This window comes from Paracoccus rhizosphaerae (assembly GCF_026162645.1).
Lineage (GTDB): Bacteria > Pseudomonadota > Alphaproteobacteria > Rhodobacterales > Rhodobacteraceae > Paracoccus > Paracoccus rhizosphaerae.
On record NZ_JAOTBE010000002.1, the window covers coordinates 98,369 to 119,033 of the forward strand.

The following is a 20,665-nucleotide window of genomic DNA, read 5'->3' on the forward strand; positions in this document are numbered from 1 at the left end:
GTCAGTGGTCGTCGTGGGCGTGGTCCCGGTCGATTACGAAGCGCTTGTCGCAATAGCCGCAGTCGACAAAACCGGCCTCGGGTGCGATGGCCAGCCACACGCGCGGATGACCCAGCCCCGCCGCATCGTCGCCGTCGCAGCTGACGCGCCAGCGCGTCACGACCTCGGTCACGGGCGCAGGGCGCGACAGCGCCTCCATGCCGGTTTCGGTCGACAGAGGCGTCTCGGGTGTCACGTGCTGCGTCATGGCTGGCCTTCTTGTGGCGGCTTGCATCATCTGGTCTAACCCCCATTAGCGCAGCGCCGCCTGCCTTCGCAAGCATTGCCAAGGAAACCCCATGTCAGACGCCATCCAGATCACCGGTCTTCGCAAGACGTATGCGGCCCAAGGCAATGCCCCCGCCAAGGAGGCGCTGAAGGGTGTCGACCTGACCATCCGCTCGGGCAGCATCTTCGGCCTTCTGGGACCGAACGGCGCGGGGAAATCCACGCTGATCAACATCCTGGCCGGCCTGGTGAACAAGACGTCGGGCCAGGTGACGATCTGGGGCTTTGATCAGGACCGCAACCCGCGCCAGTCCCGCGCCGCCATCGGGGTGATGCCGCAGGAGCTGAACATGGACCCGTTCTTTTCCCCCCGCGCCAGCCTCGAGGTGCAGGCGGGTCTCTACGGCGTGCCAAAGGCCGAACGCTGGACGGATGAGCTTCTGGCCCTGGTCGGCCTGACCGATCAGGCCAACGCCTATGCCAGGAACCTGTCCGGCGGGATGAAGCGGCGGCTGCTTCTGGCCAAGGCTCTGGTCCACCGCCCGCAGATCCTGGTGCTGGACGAGCCGACCGCCGGCGTCGACATCAACCTGCGGGAAATGCTCTGGGCCAACGTCCGCAAGCTGAACGAACAGGGGATGACGATCATCCTGACGACGCACTATCTCGAGGAAGCCGAGCAGATGTGTGACGAGATCGCCATCATCAACCACGGCGAAGTGGTCATTCGCCAGAACACCCGCGACCTGCTCTCGCGCACCGACGGCAAGACGCTGGTGCTGGACACGGGAGGCCCGGCGACCCTGCCGCCGCTGCCGGAGGGCGTGCGCCAGGAACGCCGTCCCGACGGACGGCTGGCCATCACCTATCCGCCCTCGCGCCTGCGCGCCGACCAGATCCTCGACGCGCTGCGCGGCGCGGGCATCCCGATCCTCGACGTCGCGACCGAACAGCCCGACCTCGAGGACGTCTTCGTGGAACTCACCCGCGCCTGATCGCCATCCGCGCGGCGCGGTTCAGCGGGCGCCGCTCATCGGCCCCATCGGCGCACCACCCATGATGTGCAGGTGGAAATGCGGCACCTCCTGCACGCCGTGCGAGCCAGCATTGCTGATCGCGCGGAAGCCCTGCCCCTCTTCCAGCCCGATGCCCTCGGCCGCGCAGACCTCGGCGCAAAGCCGCATCAGGCCGGCGATTTCGCCCTCGGCGGCATTGGCCGCGAAGTCGTCGAAGCTGACATATTTGCCCTTCGGGATCACCAGGACATGGACCGGTGCCTTTGGCGCGATGTCCCTGAACGCCAGGGCGTGGTCATTCTCGGCCACCTTGTCGCAGGGAATTTCGCCCCGCAGGATACGCGCGAAGATGTTGCTGTCGTCATAGGTGAAGGCCATGGGCGTCCTTTCTTTCAATCCGTGAACAGATGCGGGGTCTCCGCGATCTTCTGCGCCACGCCCCAGTCCAGGTCCAGGAAGGCGGCGATCGCCGCGGCGTTGCGGTCCGGCGGCGCAGCGTCAGACACGACCGAAAGCTGCGCAAAGCCCGCCTCCTTCAGCCGGTCGGCCTCGTGTTCCAGGTCGCTGCGCATGACCGGCAGCAGCCGGGCCAGCACATCGTCGGGCGCGTCCGCGCCGACCAGCCCGATCCGTCCCATATGGCCGCGGACATAGTCGTCGTCGAAGCGGCTGTCGATGAACAGCACCCGCGTCTCGGCCCGGTCCTTCTCGAAATCCGCGACCAAGTTCAGGGCCGAAGGGTCGACGCAGAAGACCAGCCGGTTGGTCTCGAATTCGTCGAACAGCAGCTTGACCAGCGCGCGTCGGTGACGTTCCCGCTTGCTCAGCGACGACGCCACGCGGCCCATCTCGGGCAGGTTCGCGTCCAGCTCGTTGAAGATATAGTCGACGGCTGGGACAGGCGTGTGGTGTCGGATCGCGGCTGCCAGGCGCTTGGCGACATGCCACTTCTTGGCGACGATCATGTGGACCACACGCTCGGCGCCCAGGCTGCCGTCGGCTTCCCAGAAGCGCGGGGCGAAGCGCCGGCCGATGCGCCCGCGCCCGGTCAGGAACGCGAACAGCCGCCGCCCCTCGGCCGCGATCGGGAAGTCAAGGCCGGTGCTCTGCCACAAGGCCCCCAGCCGTTCGCGCAGTTCCAGCGCCTCGGGGCTGATCTTGCGGGCGAACAGGTAATCCTGCCGCAACAGCAGGTCGTAGTGGTCGTTGCAGAAGACCACCGGCATCCCGTAATCCGTGAAGATCAGGAAGGTCAGCGTCCGCGTGCGGATCTGCGTTCGCGGAACCAGATGGGCCACCAGCGTCTGGAAGAACGTCTCGTCCGGAATCCAGGTGGTGCTGAAGAAGCGAACGATCTCGGGGCGCTGGCGGATCAGGTCCAGGATCGCCTCGACCGTCTGGCGGCGCAGGCACCACCACTGCGACCCGATCATCACCTGCAGGTCCCGCGGGACCTCTCGAGCCAGGCCAAGCCGCTGCTGCAGCTTGACCGAGGCATAGAACAGCTTTTGCTGGCTGCGTTCGTTGAACCAGTGGCGATAGATCAGGCGCTCTTCCTTGAGGCCGGTCTTGATCCAGTCACTTTCGAAGAAGTCGAAGCTTTCGATGAAGTCGCAATCCTCGGCATCAAGGAACGACCTGGCGAACTCTGCCGACTTGATCGGCATGCAGTCGCCCGAGAGCATGTAGAAATGCGTGGCCTGCGGAAACGCCGCCTCGGCCGCGCGCAGCGCCTCCAGGGTGGCGGCGACCAGGGACCACTCGCCCCAGCCGCACTTGCGCCGGCGCGGCGCGAAGACCACGCCGGGATGATCGCCAAGCGCGTCCCTGATCTGCTGGAACATCGCCGGCGGCGCGCTCTTGTCGAAGTGGATTGACACGAAATCGCCCGTTGCCGTCAGCCGCCTCGCCTGGTCGATGACCCCCTGCGGGTCCTTGTGGGTCAGCAGGATGAACGCGATCCGAGCCATGAGCCTTGTAGTGTCCGTCCCATCGAATTAACGCAGCCCGCCGCAAGGCGTTGTATTCATCCCCGCGTTTTGCTTTGTGTGTGTAACCGATTTTAGCGTCGGAACAAGCAAGACGGCCCCGACTTCGTCATCGGCCGCGCAATCGGAGAGAGTGATGGGGTTTCCCGGCGTCTGGATGACCGAAAGCGAAAGCATGATCTATCGGGTGGTGCCAAAATGCGCCTGCTCGACCATCGGCCAGATCATGTACTACTCCGATCACGGCCGGTTCTTCGACGGCGACATCCACGATGCGACCGAAGGGCTGCACAAGTGGTCGCTGGACCACAGCCAGGGCCCGATCGAACGCGCCGTGCAGTCGCATGACGCGCTGACCTTCACCTGCGTCCGCAACCCCTATGCGCGCATCCTGTCGTCGTTCTTCGACAAGATCGCCGGCATCCAGCGCAACGGGCGACGCTATCGCGGCAACTTGGTGCCGCAGCTGGTGCAGCGCTATGGCATCGACGTCGGCAGCCCGGAAAATGGCTTCCAGTTCGACCAGATCGCCAGCTTCCGCCGCTTCCTGCTGTTCGCCCGCGACACGATCCGCTTCCGCAAGCCGATGGAGCCCGACATCCACTGGTCGGCCATGTCCGGCCACATCTCGACCTTCATCGTGAACGGCGGCCGCTATGACCGCATCTTCTTCACCGAAACATTCGACGAAGGAATGGGGCAGGTCCTGGCAGAGTCGGACACGCGGGTGGCGCTGGATCTGGCCGACGTGCCGCGCTTCAACGAATCGGAAGGTCACGGGCCCAAGCGGGCGCACAGGGTCAGCGACTATTTCGACGACCTGTCGCGCCACCTGGTGTGGGAAATCTACAAGGACGATTTCCAGCTGTTCCGCTATGACTTCAACAACCCCGACAACAAGATGCCCCTGGCCGAGGTCGACCTGGACGAGGTTCACGCCAAGCTGGGTCGCTGAACGCGAAACGGGCGCCCGAAGGCGCCCGTCGTGGCGGCGTGTCGGGCGCCGGTCACTCCAGATGGCTCTCCAGGAACCACAGGTCCTTGTCCAGCTCCCGCGAGACGCCGGTCAGCAGATCGGCCGTGTCGGCATCGCCGGAATCGTCGGTACTGTCGATGGCCTTGCGGACCTTCTCGCCATGATCGCGGATGCGGTCGCAAAGCTCTTTCAGGTGGTCCTGCACCTTGGTCACGTCGGTCGGATAGGGCTTCAGCGTGGTCGAGTCCTTCACCACCTCGGCGGTGCCCATAGCCCGCCCGTCAAGGATCTGCACGCGTTCCGCCATCACGTCGGTATGCGCCAGCACGCGGGCATAGACGGCGTCCAGAAATTCGTGAACGGCAATGAAGTTCGGGCCCTTCATGTTCCAATGCGCCTGCTTCACGGCAAGGCCCAAGGCAATGCTGTCCGAGACGCGGGCATTCAGCGTTTCAATGGATGTCTTGCGGGCGTTGTCTTCAAGCCCCTTCACGTTCACGGCCATGGAAGCCTCCTGCTTGCGGATGTTTCGCCGCTATAACAGGGTGCTTGGCCTTCAGGTTCCACAATGCGCCCGAATGCGGGGCCGCCCATGAAAAACGGCGCCTCCCGATCCGGGGGCGCCGTCTGGCCGCCGCGCTGTGGCGCGCGGCCGAAAGGCTTCGGATCAGACCGCGCCCTTGATGAAGTTCACCGCATCGCCGACGGTCTGGATGGTTTCGGCGGCGTCGTCGGGAATCTCGATCCCGAACTCTTCCTCGAAAGCCATGACCAGCTCGACGGTGTCGAGGCTGTCGGCGCCCAGATCGTCGATGAACGAAGCGGATTCGACCACCTTGTCCTCATCGACACCCAGATGCTCGACCACGATCTTCTTCACGCGATCAGCGATATCGCTCATGTCATATCCTCATTCTCGCGGGCATCCGCCCAACTTTTGCGCGGACACGCGGTCCGGTTCAGCACAGGGCGGTTCCCCTGCTGCTAAAGCGGGGGATATAGCACCCATGAACGGTCATGCAACCGCTTTCGAAACGATTCCTGCCGCGCGTTGCCGCCGCGACAGATCGCCTCAGATCATCGCCATCCCGCCGTTGACATGCAATGTGGCGCCGGTGACATAGGCCGCCTCGGGGCTGGAAAGATAAAGAACGGCTGCGGCGATCTCCTCGGGGCTGCCCATGCGGCCCGCGGGGATCTGGCCCAGGATCTTGCCCTTCTGTTCGTCGTTCAGCTTGTCGGTCATGGCCGTCGCGATGAAGCCAGGCGCCACGCAGTTCACGGTGATCCCCCGGCTGGCGACCTCGTAGGCCAGCGACTTCGACATGCCTACAAGGCCCGCCTTGGCGGCGGCATAATTCCCCTGCCCCGGATTGCCAGTGGCACCCACGACCGAGGTGATGTTGACGATCCGCCCCCAGCGCGACTTCATCATGCCGCGCAGGACGCTGCGCGACAGCTTGAAGACGCTGGACAGGTTCACGTCCAGCACCTGCGCCCATTCGTCGTCAGACATCCGCATGAACAGGTTGTCGCGCGTGATGCCGGCATTGTTGACCAGGATGTCCAGCGATCCCATCGCCTCGGCCGCGGCCTTCGGCAGCGCGGCCAGCGACTCGGCGTCGCCCAGGTTCGCCGTCACGACATGGGCCCGATCGCCCAGCCTGTCGGCAAGTTCGCGCAAAGGGGTCTCGCGCGTGCCCGACAGCGTCACCGTCGCGCCCGCCCCATGCAGCGCCTCGGCGATGGCGCCGCCGATCCCGCCCGAGGCGCCCGTTACCAGCGCCGCCTTCCCTGTCAGATCGAACATCCCAAGCCTCTTCTTCTTTGTCCAAATACCCTCGGGGTCCGGGGCGGCGCCCCGGTCCGCCGCTCAGCCCTTCAGCGCGGCGATATCGCCCGGCACGCCCACGTTGCGGACGGTGACGTCCCTGGCGATGCGCTTGATCATGCCCGACAGCGCCTTGCCGGCCCCGATCTCCCAGAACTCGGTCACGCCGGCCTCGGCCATGTTGGCGATGGATTCGCGCCAGCGGACAGTGCCTGTCACCTGCTCGACCAGCAGGCGGCGGATGGCGCCGGGTTCGATCACCGCCTCGGCGCGGACATTGGCGATCAGCGGCACGGCTGGCGGCTGGATGTCGACCCCCGCCAGCGCGTCGGCCATCACCGCCGCCGCGGGTTGCATCAGCACCGAATGGAACGGGGCCGAGACCGGCAGCATCAGCGCCCGCTTCGCGCCGGCAGCCTTCATCGCCTCGGCCGCGGCCTCGACCGCACCCTTGTGGCCCGAGATCACGACCTGTGCCGGATCGTTGTCGTTGGCGGCTTGCACGACCTCGTCTCCGCCGATTTCGCGGGCGATGCGGTCCACCGTCTCGAAATCCAGGCCGAGGATCGCGGCCATCGCGCCCACGCCCACCGGGACCGCATCCTGCATGGCCTGGCCGCGCAGGCGCAGCAGGCGCGTGGTGTCGGACAGCGTCAGCGATCCAGCCGCGCAAAGCGCCGAATATTCCCCCAGCGAATGCCCGGCGACGAAGTCGGCGTCATGGATGTTGATGCCCTCGGCCTCCATCGCGCGAAAGGCCGCGATCGAGGTGGCCATCAGCGCCGGCTGCGCGTTGCGGGTCAGCGTCAGGGTGTCGGCATCACCTTCCCAGATGAGCTCCGACAGCTTCTCGCCCAAAGCCTCGTCGACCTCGTCGAAGACGTCGCGTGCGGCCGGCCAGGCTTCGGCCAGTTCGCGTCCCATGCCGATCGTCTGCGCACCCTGCCCCGGAAACACGAATGCCCGCATGGCATCCTCCCCAAAATCATTGCGTTGTCACTGGGCATAGCCGTTGCTTCCGCCTGCCGCAACCGATGGCACCCGGAACGCGCGCAAGAAGAAAGGGGCCTCAAGGGCCCCTTTCAATCTGTCAATGCTGTCCTGCCGGTCTCAGCCGACCAGTTCCAGACCCGAGAAGAAGAACGCGATCTCTTCCTTGGCGGTCTCTGGGGCGTCCGACCCGTGGACCGAGTTTTCGCCCATCGACAGCGCGAATTCCTTGCGGATCGTGCCTTCGTCGGCATTTGCGGGGTTGGTCGCGCCCATCACTTCGCGGTTCTTGGCGATGGCGTTCTCGCCTTCCAGGACCTGCACGACGACCGGCTCCGAAGCCATGAACTCGACCAGCTCGCCATAGAACGGACGGTCCTTGTGGACTTCGTAGAACTTGCCCGCCTGCTCGGCCGACAGCTTGATGCGCTTCTGCGCGACGATGCGCAGGCCGGCCTCCTCGAACTTGGCGTTGATCTTGCCGGTCAGGTTGCGGCGGGTCGCGTCGGGCTTGATGATCGAAAGGGTGCGTTCGGTGGCCATGGGTCGTTACCTTGTCTGATCGGCGGGCCTGGCCCGCGCTTCACGGAAATCCGCGCCCGGTTAGCAGGCTTGGCCGCCCCCGGCAAGAAGGCGCGGCGGAACCGGCGCTTGGGCAGCCGGCTTGATCATCCAGCACAGGAGATCCCATGACAGACCCGCGCCAGACCCCGCCCGCACGGCCCCAGACCGCCTCAGGCGCGGGGATCGACCGGGCGCTGACCAACGGCACGCTGTTCCGGACGGCGCTGCTGTTGCTGCTGCTGGGCGCGGCGCTGGCGTGGTCGCATGTTCTTCTGCTGGTCTTCGGTTCGATCCTGGTGGCGATCGCAATGCGCGCGGGGGGCAACGGGTTGCACCGGCTGATGGGCCTGCCCGTCAAACTGGGCGTGATCCTGGTCGTGGTGGCCGTGATCGGGGTGGTGGCCGGCGGCATCTGGCTGGCCGGGTCGTCCATCGGCGCGCAGTTCCGCGACCTTCTGGACGCGCTGCCGCAGTCATGGGACGCGCTGACAGGGTGGCTGCCGGGCGACCTTCTGGGCGAGACGGTCGAGGACCAGCTGCCCCAGGACGTGGAGGCCGGGGCCGAACGCCTGGCCGAGCGTTTGCCAGACCTGATGGGCCTCGTGACGGGCGCGGTGAACACGGTTCTGGGCAGCCTGTCCTCGGTCCTGCTGATGCTGATCACGGCCGTCTACCTGGCGATGGAGGCGCGTCTCTATCGCGACGGGGCGATCCGGCTGGTGCCGCTGCGCCACCGGGGCCGCGCCCTGGAGATTACGGACGAACTGGGCGGCCAGCTGGCCCGCTGGATGGCGGGACAGGCGCTGGACATGGTCGTGGTCGCGATCTTGGCCGGTCTGGGCCTGTGGCTGCTGGGGGTGCCGCTGACGCTGATCCTGGCGCTGATCGCAGGTGTCACCAACATCGTGCCGATCGTCGGGCCGGTCTTCTCGGGCGCCATCGCGGTGCTGGTGGCGCTGCCGCAGGGCGTGGACACGGCGCTTTACGTCGCGCTTCTGTTCCTGGCCATCCAGACCTTCGAGGGCGACGTCCTGATGCCGCTGATCCAGCGCTATGCGGTGCAGCTGCCGCCCGCGCTGACCATCGTCGCCATCGTGGCCTTCGGCGGCCTTTTCGGTTTCGTCGGCGTGGTGCTCGCGACGCCGCTGCTGATCGTCGCGCTGCTGCTGATCCGCCGCCTTTACGTGCAGGACACCCTGGGCGACCCGGACGTCGAATGAGAAAGGACGATGTCTTGATGATTCCGTCACAGGAAGATCCTATGATGTCCGGGGGTCCAACAGAGGTCTGTCAGGATGGAACCGCTGTCCAGGGGACGTTATCGCGCGCGACTGGCCGCCACTGAGCAAGACCTGCGCGATTCGCAACGGCTGCGATGGCAGTGCTTTCTGGCTCGCACCGGAGAGGTCGATGACGGCCATCGCCTTGACGCCGACGACATGGACGCCGCCTGCCAGCATGTGCTGATCGAGGAGGCGGCGTCGGGGACGCTCGTCTGCAGCTTCCGCTTCCTGCCGCTGGCGGATGGCTCTCAGATCGCGCGCAGCTATTCGGCCCGGCACTATGACCTCGCCGCGCTTGGCCGCTTCGACGGCCCCATGGTCGAGATGGGGCGCTTCTGCATTCACCCCGACCACCGTGACCCGGACATCCTGCGCACGGCCTGGGCGGCGCTGACCCGGCATGTCGACGACACCGGGGTCGAGATGCTGTTCGGCTGTTCGAGCTTCTTTGGTTGCGATCCTGACGCGCATGCCGAGGCCTTCACCATGCTGAAGGACCGCCATCTGGCGCCGCGACGCTGGTGGCCGCGCGTCAAGGCGCCCAGCGTGTTCCGCTTTGCCCGCGTGCTGCGCCTGCGCCAGCCAGACCCCCGGCGCGCAATGGCCGCCATGCCGCCGCTGCTGCGCAGCTATCTGGCGATGGGCGGCTGGGTTAGCGACCATGCCGTCGTCGATCAAGCGCTGAAGACCATGCATGTCTTCACCGGGGTCGAGATCCGCGCCATTCCCGCGGCGCGACGGCGGCTGCTGGACACGATGGCCGGGCTGACCTGAAAACTGCCTGTTCGCCGCGCATTCTGCCCGATCCGCGTGCAATCGAACTCTCCTTGCCTGCCTTCAAAGCACGTGCGTCGGCAGATGCCGTTGACGCTGCCGCTTCCTTGGCAACCCATGCCCACATGTTCGACAGCGCCACCAGCCAGATCCGCATGCAGCGCAGCCACGGGGCGGCGCAGGTGGTCATGGGGCCGCGCGGCCTGATCGACCTGTCGCAACGTGGATCGGCCAAGGCGATGCTGCCCCGCATGACCGCCGGCCTGCCCGAGATCGTGTTCCTGAACACCTCTGGCGGGCTGGCCTCGGGCGACAGCCTGTCCTTCGCCGTCGATCTGCGACCGGGCACCCGCGCCGTCGCCACGACGCAGACCGCGGAACGCGCCTATCGCGCGCAGCAGGGTCCTGCCCGGGCGAAGGTCGCCCTGTCGGTGGGCGCGGGTGGCTGGCTGGACTGGCTGCCGCAGGAAACGATCCTCTATGACGGCGCCCGGCTTGAGCGAGAAACGACCGTCACCCTTGCGCCGGACGCGGGCTGCCTGCTTCTCGAGATCCTGGTCCTCGGTCGCCTCGCCATGGGTGAACGTCCGCAGCGCCTGCAGCTTCGCGACCGCAGGATCGTGCGCCGTGGCGGCCGGGTCGTGCATCACGACTCGCTGGCCCTAGACGATGCTGCCCTGACCCGGCTAAGCGGCCCGGCCCTGCTGAACGGGGCGCGCGCAGTGGCGACCTTGGCGATGGTCGCCCCCCATGCGCCCGATCTGCTGACCCCGGCCCGCGCGGTCCTTGACGAACCCGGCGTCACCGCCGCCGCAAGCGCGCCGCCCGGGCGGCTGGTCCTGCGGATGCTGGCCGACGACGGTTGGCCCCTGCGGCGGCAGATCAATCGGCTGCTCCGCGTCCTGCGCCCTGATCCCCTTCCCCGCATCTGGCAGGTCTGACGACAATGAACCTTTCCCCCCGCGAACGCGAAAAGCTGCTGGTCTCGGTCGCCGCCATGGTGGCGCGCGGCCGCCTTGAACGCGGCGTCAAGCTGAACCACCCCGAGGCGATCGCCCTAATCACCGACTTCGTGGTCGAGGGTGCGCGCGACGGCCGGTCGGTCGCCGACCTGATGCAGGCGGGCGCCCATGTCATCACCGCAGACCAGTGCATGCCCGGCATCCCGCAGATGATCGAATCCGTCCAGGTCGAGGCGACGTTCCCCGACGGCACCAAGCTGGTCACCGTCCACCACCCCATCCGCGAGGCTTCCGAATGAAACGACTGCTTCCTGCCGCCATGCTGGCCCCCTCTGCCGCGCTGGCCCATCCCGGCCATGTCCAGGAAGGCGGCCAGTTCCTGCACGGGTTGGCCCACCCGGTCGGCGGCGCCGATCACCTGCTGGCGATGGTCGCGCTCGGGCTTCTGGCCGCGCAGCTGGGCGGGCGCGCGGCTTGGGCGCTGCCCGCGACCTTCGTCGGCGCGATGCTGGCGGGCGGCGCGATGGGCGCAGGCGGCGCGGGCTTTCCGGCGGTCGAGCCGATGATCCTCGCCTCGGTCGTGATCCTGGGCGTGCTGGTGGCGATGGCAGTGCGCCTGCCGCTGGCCGCGCTTCTGCCGATGGTGGCAGCTTTCGGCGCGGCCCATGGGTGGGCGCACGGGACGGAAGGCCCGGCGACGGGACTGGCGCTTTACGCCGCAGGCTTCGCACTGGCGACCCTGGCGCTGCACCTGGGCGGCATCGCCTTCGGCCGCCTGCTGGCGCGAGGGCTGGAGCTGCGTGTCCTCGGCGGCGGGACCGCATTGGCGGGCATCGCGCTGGCGGTGGCGTGACATGATCCCAGGAGAAATCTTCCCCGCCGATGGCGAGATCGCCCTGAACGAGGGGCGCGACATGATTACGCTGATGATCGCGAATACCGGCGACCGGCCGATCCAGGTCGGCAGCCACTATCACTTTGCCGAAACCAATCCCGCGCTGGACTTCGACCGCGCCGCCGCACGCGGCATGCGTCTGGCCATCCCCGCCGGCACCGCCGTCCGCTTCGAGCCCGGCCAGTCGCGGCAGGTGACGCTGGTGGGCTACGCGGGTGACCGGACAGTGCACGGCTTTCGCGGCCAGATCGGGGGCGCGCTGTGACGACCCTCTCCCGCGCCGATTACGCGGCGCTCTATGGTCCCACCACCGGCGACCGCATCCGCCTGGCGGACACAGAAATCATCATCGAGGTCGAACGCGACCTGACCATCGCCGGAGAGGAGGTCAAGTTCGGCGGTGGCAAGGTCGTCCGCGACGGCATGGGCCAGTCGCAAGTCACAAGGGCCGACGGCGCGATGGACACGGTCATCACCGGCGTCGTGGTCTTTGACCATCAGGGCGTCGTGAAGGCCGATGTCGGGCTGCGCGACGGCCGCATCGCCGGCATCGGCAAGGCCGGCAACCCCGACACCCAGCCCGGCGTCACCCTGATCATCGGCCCCGGCACCGAGATCATCGCCGGCGAGGGCCGCATCCTGACACCCGGCGGCTTCGACTGCCACATCCACTACATCTGCCCGCAGCAGGTGGACCACGCGCTGCATTCCGGCGTCACCACGCTTCTGGGCGGCGGCACCGGCCCCGCGCATGGAACGCTGGCCACGACCTGCACGCCCGGGCCTTGGCACATCGCCCGGATGATGGAAGCCTGCGCCGATCTGCCGGTCAACATCGGCATCGCTGGCAAGGGCAATGCCAGCCTCAAGGCGCCGCTGGAAGAGCAGGTGCGCGCCGGCGCCTGTGCGCTGAAGCTTCACGAGGATTGGGGCACCACGCCCAAGGCCATCGACACCTGCCTGTCCGTAGCCGACGCGATGGACGTGCAGGTGATGATCCACACCGACACGCTGAACGAATCGGGCTTCGTCGAGGACACGATGGCCGCCATCGGCGGCCGCACCATCCACGCCTATCACACCGAGGGCGCGGGTGGCGGCCATGCCCCCGATATCATCCGCATGGTGGGCATGGCGAATGTCCTGCCCTCGTCCACGAACCCGACTAGGCCCTACACGGCAAACACGGTCGAAGAGCATCTCGACATGCTGATGGTCTGCCACCACCTGGACCGCCGTGTCCCCGAAGACGTGGCCTTCGCCGAATCCCGCATCCGCAAGGAAACCATCGCCGCCGAGGATATCCTGCACGATCTGGGCGCGTTCAGCGTGATCTCTTCCGACAGCCAGGCGATGGGCCGGATCGGCGAGGTGATCATCCGCACTTGGCAGACCGCATCGAAAATGCGCCGGCAGCGCGGCCCCCTGCCCGGCGAACAGGGCCACAACGACAACCTGCGCGCCCGGCGCTATATCGCGAAGTACACGATCAACCCGGCGATCGCGCATGGCGTCAGCCAGCACATCGGCTCGGTCACGCCCGGCAAGCGCGCCGATCTGGTGCTGTGGTCGCCGGCCTTCTTCGCCGCCACGCCCGAGATGGTGCTGGTCGGCGGGCAGATCAGCGTGGCGCAGATGGGCGATCCCAACGGCTCGATCCCGGTGCAGCCGATCTTCTCGCGGCCCATGTGGGGGCACAACCGCCGCGCCTCGGCCCTGTTCGTCAGTCGGGCGGGGCTCGAGGCCGGGGCAGGCAGTGGCTTGTCGAAGGCGCTGATCGCCGTCGAACACACCCGCGACATCGGCAAGGTCGACATGGTGCTGAACGCCACCATGCCCGCCATCGAGGTCGATCCCGAGACCTATGAGGTCCGCGCCGACGGCGAACTTCTGACCTGCGAGCCTGCAGACGACCTGCCGCTGGCGCAACGCTATTTCCTGTTCTGAAAAGGCCCCCCATGATCTCCCACGCCCATTCCGTCACCCGTAAGGCCACCGGCCCCTTCCAGGGCGAAATCGCGCTGGATTACGAAGGCCGCCTGCTGCGCCGCAAGCGGCTGGCCTGCGACGGCGGCGACTTCCTGGTGGACCTGCCCGAGGTGACCAGCCTGAACGACGGCGACGCCTTCGCGCTGTCGGACGGGCGCAGCATCGTCGTGCACGCCGCCGCGGAACCGGTGCTGGTCATCACGGGCGACCTGCCGCGCCTGGCCTGGCATATCGGCAACCGCCACACGCCCTGCCGGATCGAGCCCGACCGCCTGATCATCCGCCAGGACCATGTGCTGGAGGCGATGCTGCGCCAGCTGGGCGCCGACCCGCAGCCCGCGCTGCTGCCCTTCAGTCCGGAAGGCGGCGCCTATGGCCACGGCCGCACCTTCGGTCACGATCACGGCGATTCGCACGGCCATGACCAAGGAAAGCACCATCACGAACACAGCCACGCCCATGACCACGCCTGAGGCCGCCCGGCTGCAACTGGCGCAGATGCTGTCGCCCGCCTTTCCGATCGGCGGCTTTGCCTGGTCGCAGGGTCTGGAATGGGCGATGGACCAGGGGCTGGCCACGCGCCGGACGCTGCCGCAATGGCTGGCCGACTGGCTGGACCACGGCGCGGGCTGGACCGATGCCGTGCTGGTCGCGCTGTCGCTGCGACCCGGCGCCGACCACCAGGCGCTGGACGATCTGGCCCGCGCGGCCTGCCCGACAAGCCAGCGCCTGACCGAAACGGCCGAACAGGGCGCGGCCTTCGCGGCCAACGTCACGGCGCTGTCGGGTCGCGCGCAGGACCCGGCGGCACTGCCCGTGGCTTTCGGCCGCGCCTGCGCCGCAATGCCCCTGCCCGCGGCCGAGATTGTCGCGGCCTTCCTTCAGGCCCAGGCCGCCAGCCTTGTCAGCGCCGCCGTCCGCTTTCTGCCCCTGGGCCCCGTCGAGGGGCAGCACATGCTGGCCGACCTGCAGCCGCGCATCCTGGCGCGGGCGCTGATCGCCTTGGACGCGTCCGAGGACGATCTGGCCGGCGCGGCCTGGGGCGCGGACATCGCCACGATGCGCCACGAAACCATGACCACAAGGATCTTCCGTTCATGAGCCAGCACGGCCCCCTCCGCGTCGGCATCGGCGGCCCTGTCGGCGCCGGCAAGACGACGCTGACCGAACAACTGGCCCGCGCGCTGGCCCCCCGCCTGTCGATGGCCGTCGTCACCAACGACATCTATACCCGCGAGGACGCCGAGGCGCTGATGCGCGCCCAGGTCCTGCCCGCCGAACGCATCCGCGGGGTGGAGACCGGCGGCTGCCCCCATACCGCCATCCGCGAGGATGCCAGCATCAACTTGGCCGCCATCGCCGACCTGAACGCGGCCTTTCCAGATCTGGACCTGATCCTGATCGAATCGGGCGGCGACAATCTGGCCGCGACCTTCAGTCCGGAACTGGCAGACCTGACGATCTATGTGATCGACACGGCGGCAGGGCAGGACATCCCAAGGAAGCGCGGGCCGGGACTGGCACGGTCCGACCTGCTGGTCGTCAACAAGACCGACCTGGCCCCTCATGTCGGCGTCGATGCGGTTCTGCTGGAAAAGGATGCACATGAGGCACGCGGCCCCCGCCCCGTCGTCATGGCCCAGCTGCGCCACGGCAAGGGCGTGCAGCAGATCGTCGATTTCCTGGTGACGCAGGGCGGGCTGACGCTGCAGCCGGCTTGAGATTGCCCGCGTAGAAGGCAGGGGCGCCGACGGCTGCCCAAGCTTGCGCCAAGCCCTGCGCCGACCGTCCCGAAGCTGCCGCTTTCCTGTCCAATGGGCAAAATTTGCGCTCAGTCTGCTGGTGCGGGGGCCGCGCCCCCAATGAACAACAGGGACACCGGCCGCCCGGCCAAGGGGAAAAGATGAGCAAGCTGACCAAGATCCTGATGCTGACCAGCGCCGTCGCGCTGGCCCAGACCGCCCACGCCCAAGAGGGAGAGCCGATCAAGATCGGCGTCCTGCATTCGCTGTCGGGAACCATGGCGATTTCGGAAACCACGCTGAAGGACACCGTCCTGATGCTGGTCGAACAGCAGAATGCCAAGGGCGGCGTCCTTGGCCGCCCGCTCGAGGCGGTGGTGGTGGACCCTGCCTCGGACTGGCCGCTGTTTGCCGAAAAGGCGCGAGAGCTGCTGACCGTCAGCGACGTGGACGCGATCTTCGGCTGCTGGACATCGGTCAGCCGGAAATCCGTCCTGCCGGTGATCGAGGAGCTGAACGGCCTGCTGTTCTATCCCGTGCAATACGAGGGCGAGGAATCCTCGAAGAACGTGATCTATACCGGCGCCGCGCCGAACCAGCAGGCGATCCCGGCGGTCGACTACATGCGCGACGAGCTGGGTGTCGAGAAGTGGGCGCTTCTGGGCACCGACTATGTCTATCCGCGCACGACGAACAACATCCTCGACGCCTACCTGAAGGACAATGGCGTGGCCGAAGAGGACATCTTCGTCAACTACACCCCCTTCGGCCACAGCGACTGGTCCAAGATCGTGGCCGACGTGGTCGCGCTCGGCGCCGACGGCAAGAAGGTCGGCGTGGTGTCGACCATCAACGGCGACGCGAACGTCGGTTTTTACAAAGAGCTGGCCGCGGCGGGCGTCAGCGCCGACGACATCCCGGTCATGGCATTCTCCGTGGGCGAGGAGGAGCTGTCGGGCCTGGATACCGCGAACCTTGTCGGGCACCTGGCCGCCTGGAACTATTTCCAGACCGCCGAAAGCGACGCGAACACGGACTTCATCACCGGCTGGCACGAATTCACCAACCCCGAACGGGTGACGAACGACCCGATGGAGGCGACGATGATCGGCTTCAACGCCTGGGTCGCGGCTGTCGAAAAGGCGGGCACCACCGATGTGGACCCGGTGCTGGACGCGATCGTGGGCGTCGAGGTCCCGAACCTGACCGGTGGCACTGCCACCGTCCTACCCAACCACCACATCACCAAGCCCGTCCTGATCGGAGAGATCCGCGAGGATGGCCAGTTCGACATCGTCAGCCAGACCGACCCCGTGCCGGGCGACGCCTGGACGGATTTCCTGCCCGAATCGGCGGTGCTGGATGCCGACTGGCCGGGCAAGGACTGCGGCATGTTCAACACCGACACGCAGACCTGCGTTCAGGTTCAGTCGAACTATTGACCTGACGGCCGGGCGGCTTTCGCGGCCCGGCCCTCTCCCGAAAGGATGCCCTGCGTGACCCGGTTCCGCCTGCTTGCCTGCGCTCTTGCGCTGATCCTGCCCATCCCGGCGCTGGCCAATCCCGCGCTTCAGGCGGTGGTTGACGGCAATATCGACCAGATCGAGCGCCCCTCGCGACTGACCGTCGGCCCCTTGGTGGCCGAAATCGCCGCAACCGGGCCCGAGGGGCTGGCCTTGCTGCAGGCATGGGCGGGCCGCGACCTGTCGCTGACCGATGACGGTCGGCTGCTGATCGCGGGCGACCCGCCCCTCGACGCGGTGACTGGCGACCTGGCGCCCGGCGCCGAGGGCAGTGCGCTGCGCCCGAACTCTGGCGTGCGCGGCGTGATCGAATCGGCGCTGGTGACGGGGCTTCTGTCGGACCCGGACCCGGCACGGCGGGCATCGGCGCTGGACACGCTGGCCCGCGGCGGCACCTTCGAACAGCTGCAGGCGCTCCGCGGAGCGCTGGACGATCCCGACCCTGCCTTGGCCGCCCGCAAGGCGCGACTGGAGCGCCTGCTGACCATCCAAGTGGGCGAGGACAACGCTGCCCGCGTGAATGCCATCAACGACCTGGCGGGCGACGTCGGGCTGGACTTCAGGGCCGCGCTGAACCCGCTGCTGGCAACGCGGACCGTCGCCGCGCCCGAACCGCCGGACGGCGCCAACGTCGCGCGCGAACTGACGCCGGGCGGCGACGACCTTCCCCGCGATGCGGCGCTGGCGCAGCTGGTCCAGCAGGACCTGCTGCAGCCGCCGCTGACCCGCGATGGGCTACGCGGCGTTCTGGCCCAGCATATCGTCGACGGAAAGGTGGGCGGCATCCCTGTGGCCGATCTGTCGTCGCCCGACGCCCGCGACCGCGCCTATGAGGCTCTGGAAGCCGCCGGCACCGTCCCCCCCGCCGCCACCGATGCCGAGGCCGAGGCCGCGCTGGAGGCGAACCGCTTCTTCCAGCTTTATGCCGAAACCGATCCGGCCGTGACGGATGCCGCCGCCGCCGCGCAGACCCGCGCTCAGGTCCGGCTGGCCGCGATGACCACCATCGATTTGGGTCTGGACGCGCTGTCGCTGGCTTCGATCTATTTCTTGGCCGCCATCGGGCTGGCGGTGACCTTTGGCGTGATGCGCGTGATCAACATGGCGCATGGCGAATTCATCATGATGGGCGCCTATACCGGATACACCGTGCAGACGCTGATCGCGGACCGCACGCTGTCGCTGATCGTGGCGCTGCCCCTGGCCTTCGCAATGACCTTCGTTGCGGGAGTGGTCCTCTACCGGCTGGTGATCCGCCACCTGGCCCATCGCCCGCTGGAAACGCTGCTGGCGACCTTCGGCGTGTCCATCGCGCTGCAGCAGCTGGCCAAGAACATCTTCGGCACACAGGCCCGCCCCCTGACCTCGCCCGCCTGGCTGGAGGGGTCGATCACGGTCAACGACGTGATCGGCGTCAGCTCGATCCGCGTGGCGATCTTCGTGCTGGCGCTGATGTTCCTGGGCCTGTTCCTGTTCATCATGAAGCGCACGCGCCTGGGGCTGGAGGTGCGCGCTGTCACCCAGAACCCCGGCATGGCCGCCAGCATGGGCATCAACCCCGACCGCATCGCCATGCTGACCTTTGGCCTGGGGTCAGGCATCGCGGGCATCGCGGGCATCGCCATCGGGCTTTTCGCGCAGGTCACGTCCGAACTGGGCCAAGGCTACATCGTGCAAAGCTTCATGACCGTGGTCGTGGGCGGCGTGGGCAACATCTGGGGTACGCTGGCCGGGGCCACGCTGATCGGCGGTCTGTCCAAGGTCATCGAATCGCTGAACCCCGCGAACACGCTGGCGGCGCAGACCTTCATGATTCTCTTCATCATCATCTTCATCCAGTTCCGTCCGCGCGGGATCATCCCGCAGCGCGGCCGCGCAGCCGAGGCGTGACATGACCCGCAAGCCATTCATCCTGCAGAGCCCTTCGATCCTGGTCGTCCTGGCGGTGCTGGCGGTCTTCACCGTCGCGGTCACGGTGCTCAGCCACGCCTATGGGTCGGGCGTCATCCCGACCTCGACGGTCAAGGTCTTCGGCATGACGCTGTGTCTGGCGCTGGCCGCCGTTGCGATGGACCTGGTCTGGGGCTATTTGGGCATCCTGTCCCTGGGGCAGATGGCGTTCTTCGCGCTTGGCGGCTACATGATCGGGCAGTGGCTGATGTACGCCCGGACGGAAAGCATCGTCGCCGTTCAGCTGGCCCAGAGCCCGATCCCGCCCACCGCGCTGGAACTGCAAGAGGCCGTGGCGAACCAGATCTTCGGCGTCGTCGGCAGCGCCGACCTGCCGCTGGTCTGGTCCTTCGCCCATTCCCTGCCGCTGCAAATGCTGCTGGTTGTCGTGGTGCCGGGCCTTCTGGCGCTGGTCTTCGGCTGGCTGGCCTTCCGCAGCCGGGTGAACGGCGTCTATCTGTCGATCCTGACGCAGGCGATGACGCTGGCCCTGGCGCTGTGGCTGTTCCAGAACGACAGCGGCTTTCGCGGCAACAACGGGCTGTCGGGCCTGCAGAACCTGCCGGGGCTGGAGGGCGTGGACCAGGCGACGCTGTCGGTCTGGTTCCTCTGGGCATCCGCCGCGGCGCTTGGGGTCTTCTACCTGCTGGCGGCCTGGGTGGTCAGCGGCAAGTTCGGCAGCGTCATCCGCGCGATCCGCGACGACGAAACCCGCGTGCGGTTCCTGGGCTACCCGGTCGAAGGCTTCAAGCTGGTCGTCTTCACCTTGGCCGCGATGATCACCGCCGTGGCGGGCGCGCTTTACTATCCGCAGGCGGGCATCATCAACCCGGCCGAACTGATGCCCATCGCCTCAATCTATCTGGCGGTCTGGGTCGCCATCGGCGGCCGCGGCCGGCTTTACGGGGCGGTCATCGGGGCCGTGGTCGTGTCGCTTCTGTCCAGCTGGTTCACCGGCGGTCGGGCGCCCGACCTGAACCTGGGCGTCTATGTCGTGAACTGGGTGGACTGGTGGCAGGTGGCGCTTGGCCTGTCCTTCGTACTGGTCACGCTGTTCGCGCCGAAGGGCATCGCCGGCATCTTCGACCGGTTGGCGGGCGTCATGCCGCCCAGTCGGCGCGGCCTCGACCTTGGAGCCGATCAGGGCGCCCTGCAAGAACAGGAGGCAAAGGCATGAGCGCCCTTCTGGAGGTCAGCGGCATCAGCAAGTCCTTCGACGGGTTCAAGGCGATCAACAACCTGTCGTTCTCGATCAACGCGGTTGAGCTGCGGGCCGTCATCGGCCCGAACGGCGCCGGCAAGACCACCTTCATGGACATCGTGACCGGCAAGACCACGCCCGATGACGGCGAGGTCCGCTTTGGCGAAAATGGCCGGTCGCTGCTGAAGATGAACGAGGCGCAGATCGCCCGCGCCGGCATCGGCCGCAAGTTCCAGCGTCCCACCGTCTTCGAGGACCAGACCGTCGCAGACAACCTGACCATGGCGCTGAAGGCCGACCGCAACCCCTTCGCCGTCTTGGGCTGGCGACCGTCGCGCAAATCGCAGGCGCGCGTTCTGGCCTTGGCCGACGAGGTCGGCTTGTCCGCCCAGCTGACCCGCCGCGCCGGAGAGCTGAGCCACGGCCAGAAGCAATGGCTCGAGATCGGCATGCTGCTGGCCTCAGCCCCCCGCCTGCTGCTGGTCGACGAGCCGGCCGCCGGCATGACGCTGGCGGAACGCGAACAGACGACCACGCTGCTGTGCAAGCTGGCCGAGACGCGGGCGGTCGTGGTCGTCGAACACGACATGGACTTCGTGCGCCGCCTGAACTGCAAGGTCACGGTGCTGCACCAGGGGTCAGTCCTGGCCGAGGGCAGCCTGGACCACGTGACCCGCAATCCCAACGTCATCGACGTCTATCTGGGGCGATAGG

General features: G+C 67.3%; 24 protein-coding genes. 16 read left to right on the forward strand and 8 right to left on the reverse strand.

Translation table 11 applies throughout. The features are described 5' to 3' along the window. Position 1 precedes the first annotated feature (1 nt). Positions 2–190: a zinc-finger domain-containing protein gene (locus OC184_RS01605; RefSeq protein ID WP_265505523.1), complete on the reverse strand. Its 189-nt coding sequence runs from the start codon at positions 188–190 to the stop codon at positions 2–4. A 148-nt stretch (positions 191–338) separates the two neighbouring features. Here OC184_RS01605 and OC184_RS01610 point away from each other — a divergent pair, with 148 nt between their 5' ends. Next, positions 339–1,262: an ABC transporter ATP-binding protein gene (locus OC184_RS01610; RefSeq protein ID WP_265505432.1), complete on the forward strand. Its 924-nt coding sequence runs from the start codon at positions 339–341 to the stop codon at positions 1,260–1,262. Positions 1,263–1,283: 21 nt separating this feature from the next. On the opposite strand, the gene OC184_RS01615 is transcribed toward OC184_RS01610, so the two are convergent. Both OC184_RS01615 and OC184_RS01620 read right to left on the reverse strand, forming a co-directional pair. Then, on the reverse strand, positions 1,284–1,661 hold the full coding sequence (locus OC184_RS01615) for a histidine triad nucleotide-binding protein (RefSeq protein ID WP_265505433.1): 378 nt from the start codon (positions 1,659–1,661) through the stop codon (positions 1,284–1,286). A 14-nt stretch (positions 1,662–1,675) separates the two neighbouring features. After that, entirely contained in the window at positions 1,676–3,253 is a 1,578-nt protein-coding gene (locus OC184_RS01620) for a DUF5928 domain-containing protein (protein ID WP_265505434.1), read from the reverse strand. A gap of 154 nt (positions 3,254–3,407) precedes the next feature. On the opposite strand from OC184_RS01620, the gene OC184_RS01625 reads away from it, so the two are divergent. Next, positions 3,408–4,226, forward strand: coding sequence for a sulfotransferase family protein (locus tag OC184_RS01625; RefSeq protein WP_265505435.1), 819 nt, complete (start codon positions 3,408–3,410; stop codon positions 4,224–4,226). 52 nt (positions 4,227–4,278) lie between these two features. On the opposite strand, the gene dps is transcribed toward OC184_RS01625, so the two are convergent. The 5 genes from dps to ndk all read right to left on the reverse strand — a co-directional run bounded on the left by dps (position 4,279) and on the right by ndk (position 7,611). Beyond that, a complete protein-coding gene (gene dps / locus OC184_RS01630) occupies positions 4,279–4,773 on the reverse strand; it encodes a DNA starvation/stationary phase protection protein Dps (protein ID WP_265505524.1) in 495 nt (164 codons plus the stop codon). A 141-nt stretch (positions 4,774–4,914) separates the two neighbouring features. Beyond that, the gene (locus OC184_RS01635) at positions 4,915–5,148 is read right to left on the reverse strand and encodes an acyl carrier protein (protein ID WP_111299847.1); all 234 of its coding nucleotides are present in this window, start codon (positions 5,146–5,148) and stop codon (positions 4,915–4,917) included. Between the two features lie 171 nt (positions 5,149–5,319). Further along, the gene (fabG, locus tag OC184_RS01640) at positions 5,320–6,057 is read right to left on the reverse strand and encodes a 3-oxoacyl-ACP reductase FabG (RefSeq protein WP_265505436.1); all 738 of its coding nucleotides are present in this window, start codon (positions 6,055–6,057) and stop codon (positions 5,320–5,322) included. Positions 6,058–6,120: 63 nt separating this feature from the next. Then, positions 6,121–7,047, reverse strand: a complete 927-nt coding sequence (gene fabD, locus OC184_RS01645) for an ACP S-malonyltransferase (RefSeq protein ID WP_265505437.1) — start codon at positions 7,045–7,047, stop codon at positions 6,121–6,123. Positions 7,048–7,188: 141 nt separating this feature from the next. Continuing rightward, entirely contained in the window at positions 7,189–7,611 is a 423-nt protein-coding gene (gene ndk, locus OC184_RS01650) for a nucleoside-diphosphate kinase (RefSeq protein ID WP_265505438.1), read from the reverse strand. Between the two features lie 146 nt (positions 7,612–7,757). Between ndk and OC184_RS01655 the strand changes: the two genes are divergently transcribed. The 14 genes from OC184_RS01655 (at position 7,758) to urtD (ending at position 20,664) form a co-directional block, all read left to right on the forward strand. After that, the gene (locus tag OC184_RS01655; protein WP_265505439.1) at positions 7,758–8,852 is read left to right on the forward strand and encodes an AI-2E family transporter; all 1,095 of its coding nucleotides are present in this window, start codon (positions 7,758–7,760) and stop codon (positions 8,850–8,852) included. Positions 8,853–8,927: 75 nt separating this feature from the next. Next, on the forward strand, positions 8,928–9,689 hold the full coding sequence (locus tag OC184_RS01660; RefSeq protein ID WP_265505440.1) for a GNAT family N-acetyltransferase: 762 nt from the start codon (positions 8,928–8,930) through the stop codon (positions 9,687–9,689). A gap of 125 nt (positions 9,690–9,814) precedes the next feature. Continuing rightward, positions 9,815–10,630, forward strand: a complete 816-nt coding sequence (locus tag OC184_RS01665) for an urease accessory protein UreD (RefSeq protein ID WP_265505525.1) — start codon at positions 9,815–9,817, stop codon at positions 10,628–10,630. A gap of 5 nt (positions 10,631–10,635) precedes the next feature. Beyond that, positions 10,636–10,950 (forward strand): urease subunit gamma, encoded by a 315-nt coding sequence (locus OC184_RS01670; RefSeq protein ID WP_265505441.1) that lies wholly within the window; start codon positions 10,636–10,638, stop codon positions 10,948–10,950. Beyond that, a complete protein-coding gene (locus OC184_RS01675) occupies positions 10,947–11,504 on the forward strand; it encodes a HupE/UreJ family protein (protein ID WP_265505442.1) in 558 nt (185 codons plus the stop codon). The genes OC184_RS01670 and OC184_RS01675 overlap by 4 nt, the downstream gene beginning before the upstream one ends. 1 nt (position 11,505) lies before the next feature. After that, positions 11,506–11,811: an urease subunit beta gene (locus OC184_RS01680; protein WP_265505443.1), complete on the forward strand. Its 306-nt coding sequence runs from the start codon at positions 11,506–11,508 to the stop codon at positions 11,809–11,811. Next, positions 11,808–13,493 (forward strand): urease subunit alpha, encoded by a 1,686-nt coding sequence (gene ureC, locus OC184_RS01685; protein WP_265505444.1) that lies wholly within the window; start codon positions 11,808–11,810, stop codon positions 13,491–13,493. The genes OC184_RS01680 and ureC overlap by 4 nt, the downstream gene beginning before the upstream one ends. A gap of 11 nt (positions 13,494–13,504) precedes the next feature. Continuing rightward, positions 13,505–14,008: an urease accessory protein UreE gene (locus OC184_RS01690; protein WP_265505445.1), complete on the forward strand. Its 504-nt coding sequence runs from the start codon at positions 13,505–13,507 to the stop codon at positions 14,006–14,008. Beyond that, complete coding sequence (locus tag OC184_RS01695; protein WP_265505446.1) at positions 13,995–14,636, forward strand: urease accessory protein UreF; 642 nt, start codon at positions 13,995–13,997, stop codon at positions 14,634–14,636. Before OC184_RS01690 ends, OC184_RS01695 begins: the two co-directional genes overlap by 14 nt. Continuing rightward, entirely contained in the window at positions 14,633–15,256 is a 624-nt protein-coding gene (gene ureG / locus OC184_RS01700; protein WP_265505447.1) for an urease accessory protein UreG, read from the forward strand. Before OC184_RS01695 ends, ureG begins: the two co-directional genes overlap by 4 nt. Positions 15,257–15,438: 182 nt before the next feature. Next, positions 15,439–16,719 carry an urea ABC transporter substrate-binding protein gene (urtA, locus tag OC184_RS01705; protein WP_265505448.1) on the forward strand — a complete coding sequence of 427 codons (1,281 nt, stop codon included), beginning with the start codon at positions 15,439–15,441 and terminating at the stop codon, positions 16,717–16,719. A gap of 45 nt (positions 16,720–16,764) precedes the next feature. Beyond that, positions 16,765–18,690, forward strand: a complete 1,926-nt coding sequence (urtB, locus tag OC184_RS01710; RefSeq protein WP_265505449.1) for an urea ABC transporter permease subunit UrtB — start codon at positions 16,765–16,767, stop codon at positions 18,688–18,690. A 1-nt stretch (position 18,691) separates the two neighbouring features. Next, entirely contained in the window at positions 18,692–19,927 is a 1,236-nt protein-coding gene (urtC, locus tag OC184_RS01715; RefSeq protein WP_265505450.1) for an urea ABC transporter permease subunit UrtC, read from the forward strand. Beyond that, positions 19,924–20,664: an urea ABC transporter ATP-binding protein UrtD gene (gene urtD, locus OC184_RS01720; protein ID WP_265505451.1), complete on the forward strand. Its 741-nt coding sequence runs from the start codon at positions 19,924–19,926 to the stop codon at positions 20,662–20,664. The genes urtC and urtD overlap by 4 nt, the downstream gene beginning before the upstream one ends. Position 20,665: the final 1 nt, after the last annotated feature.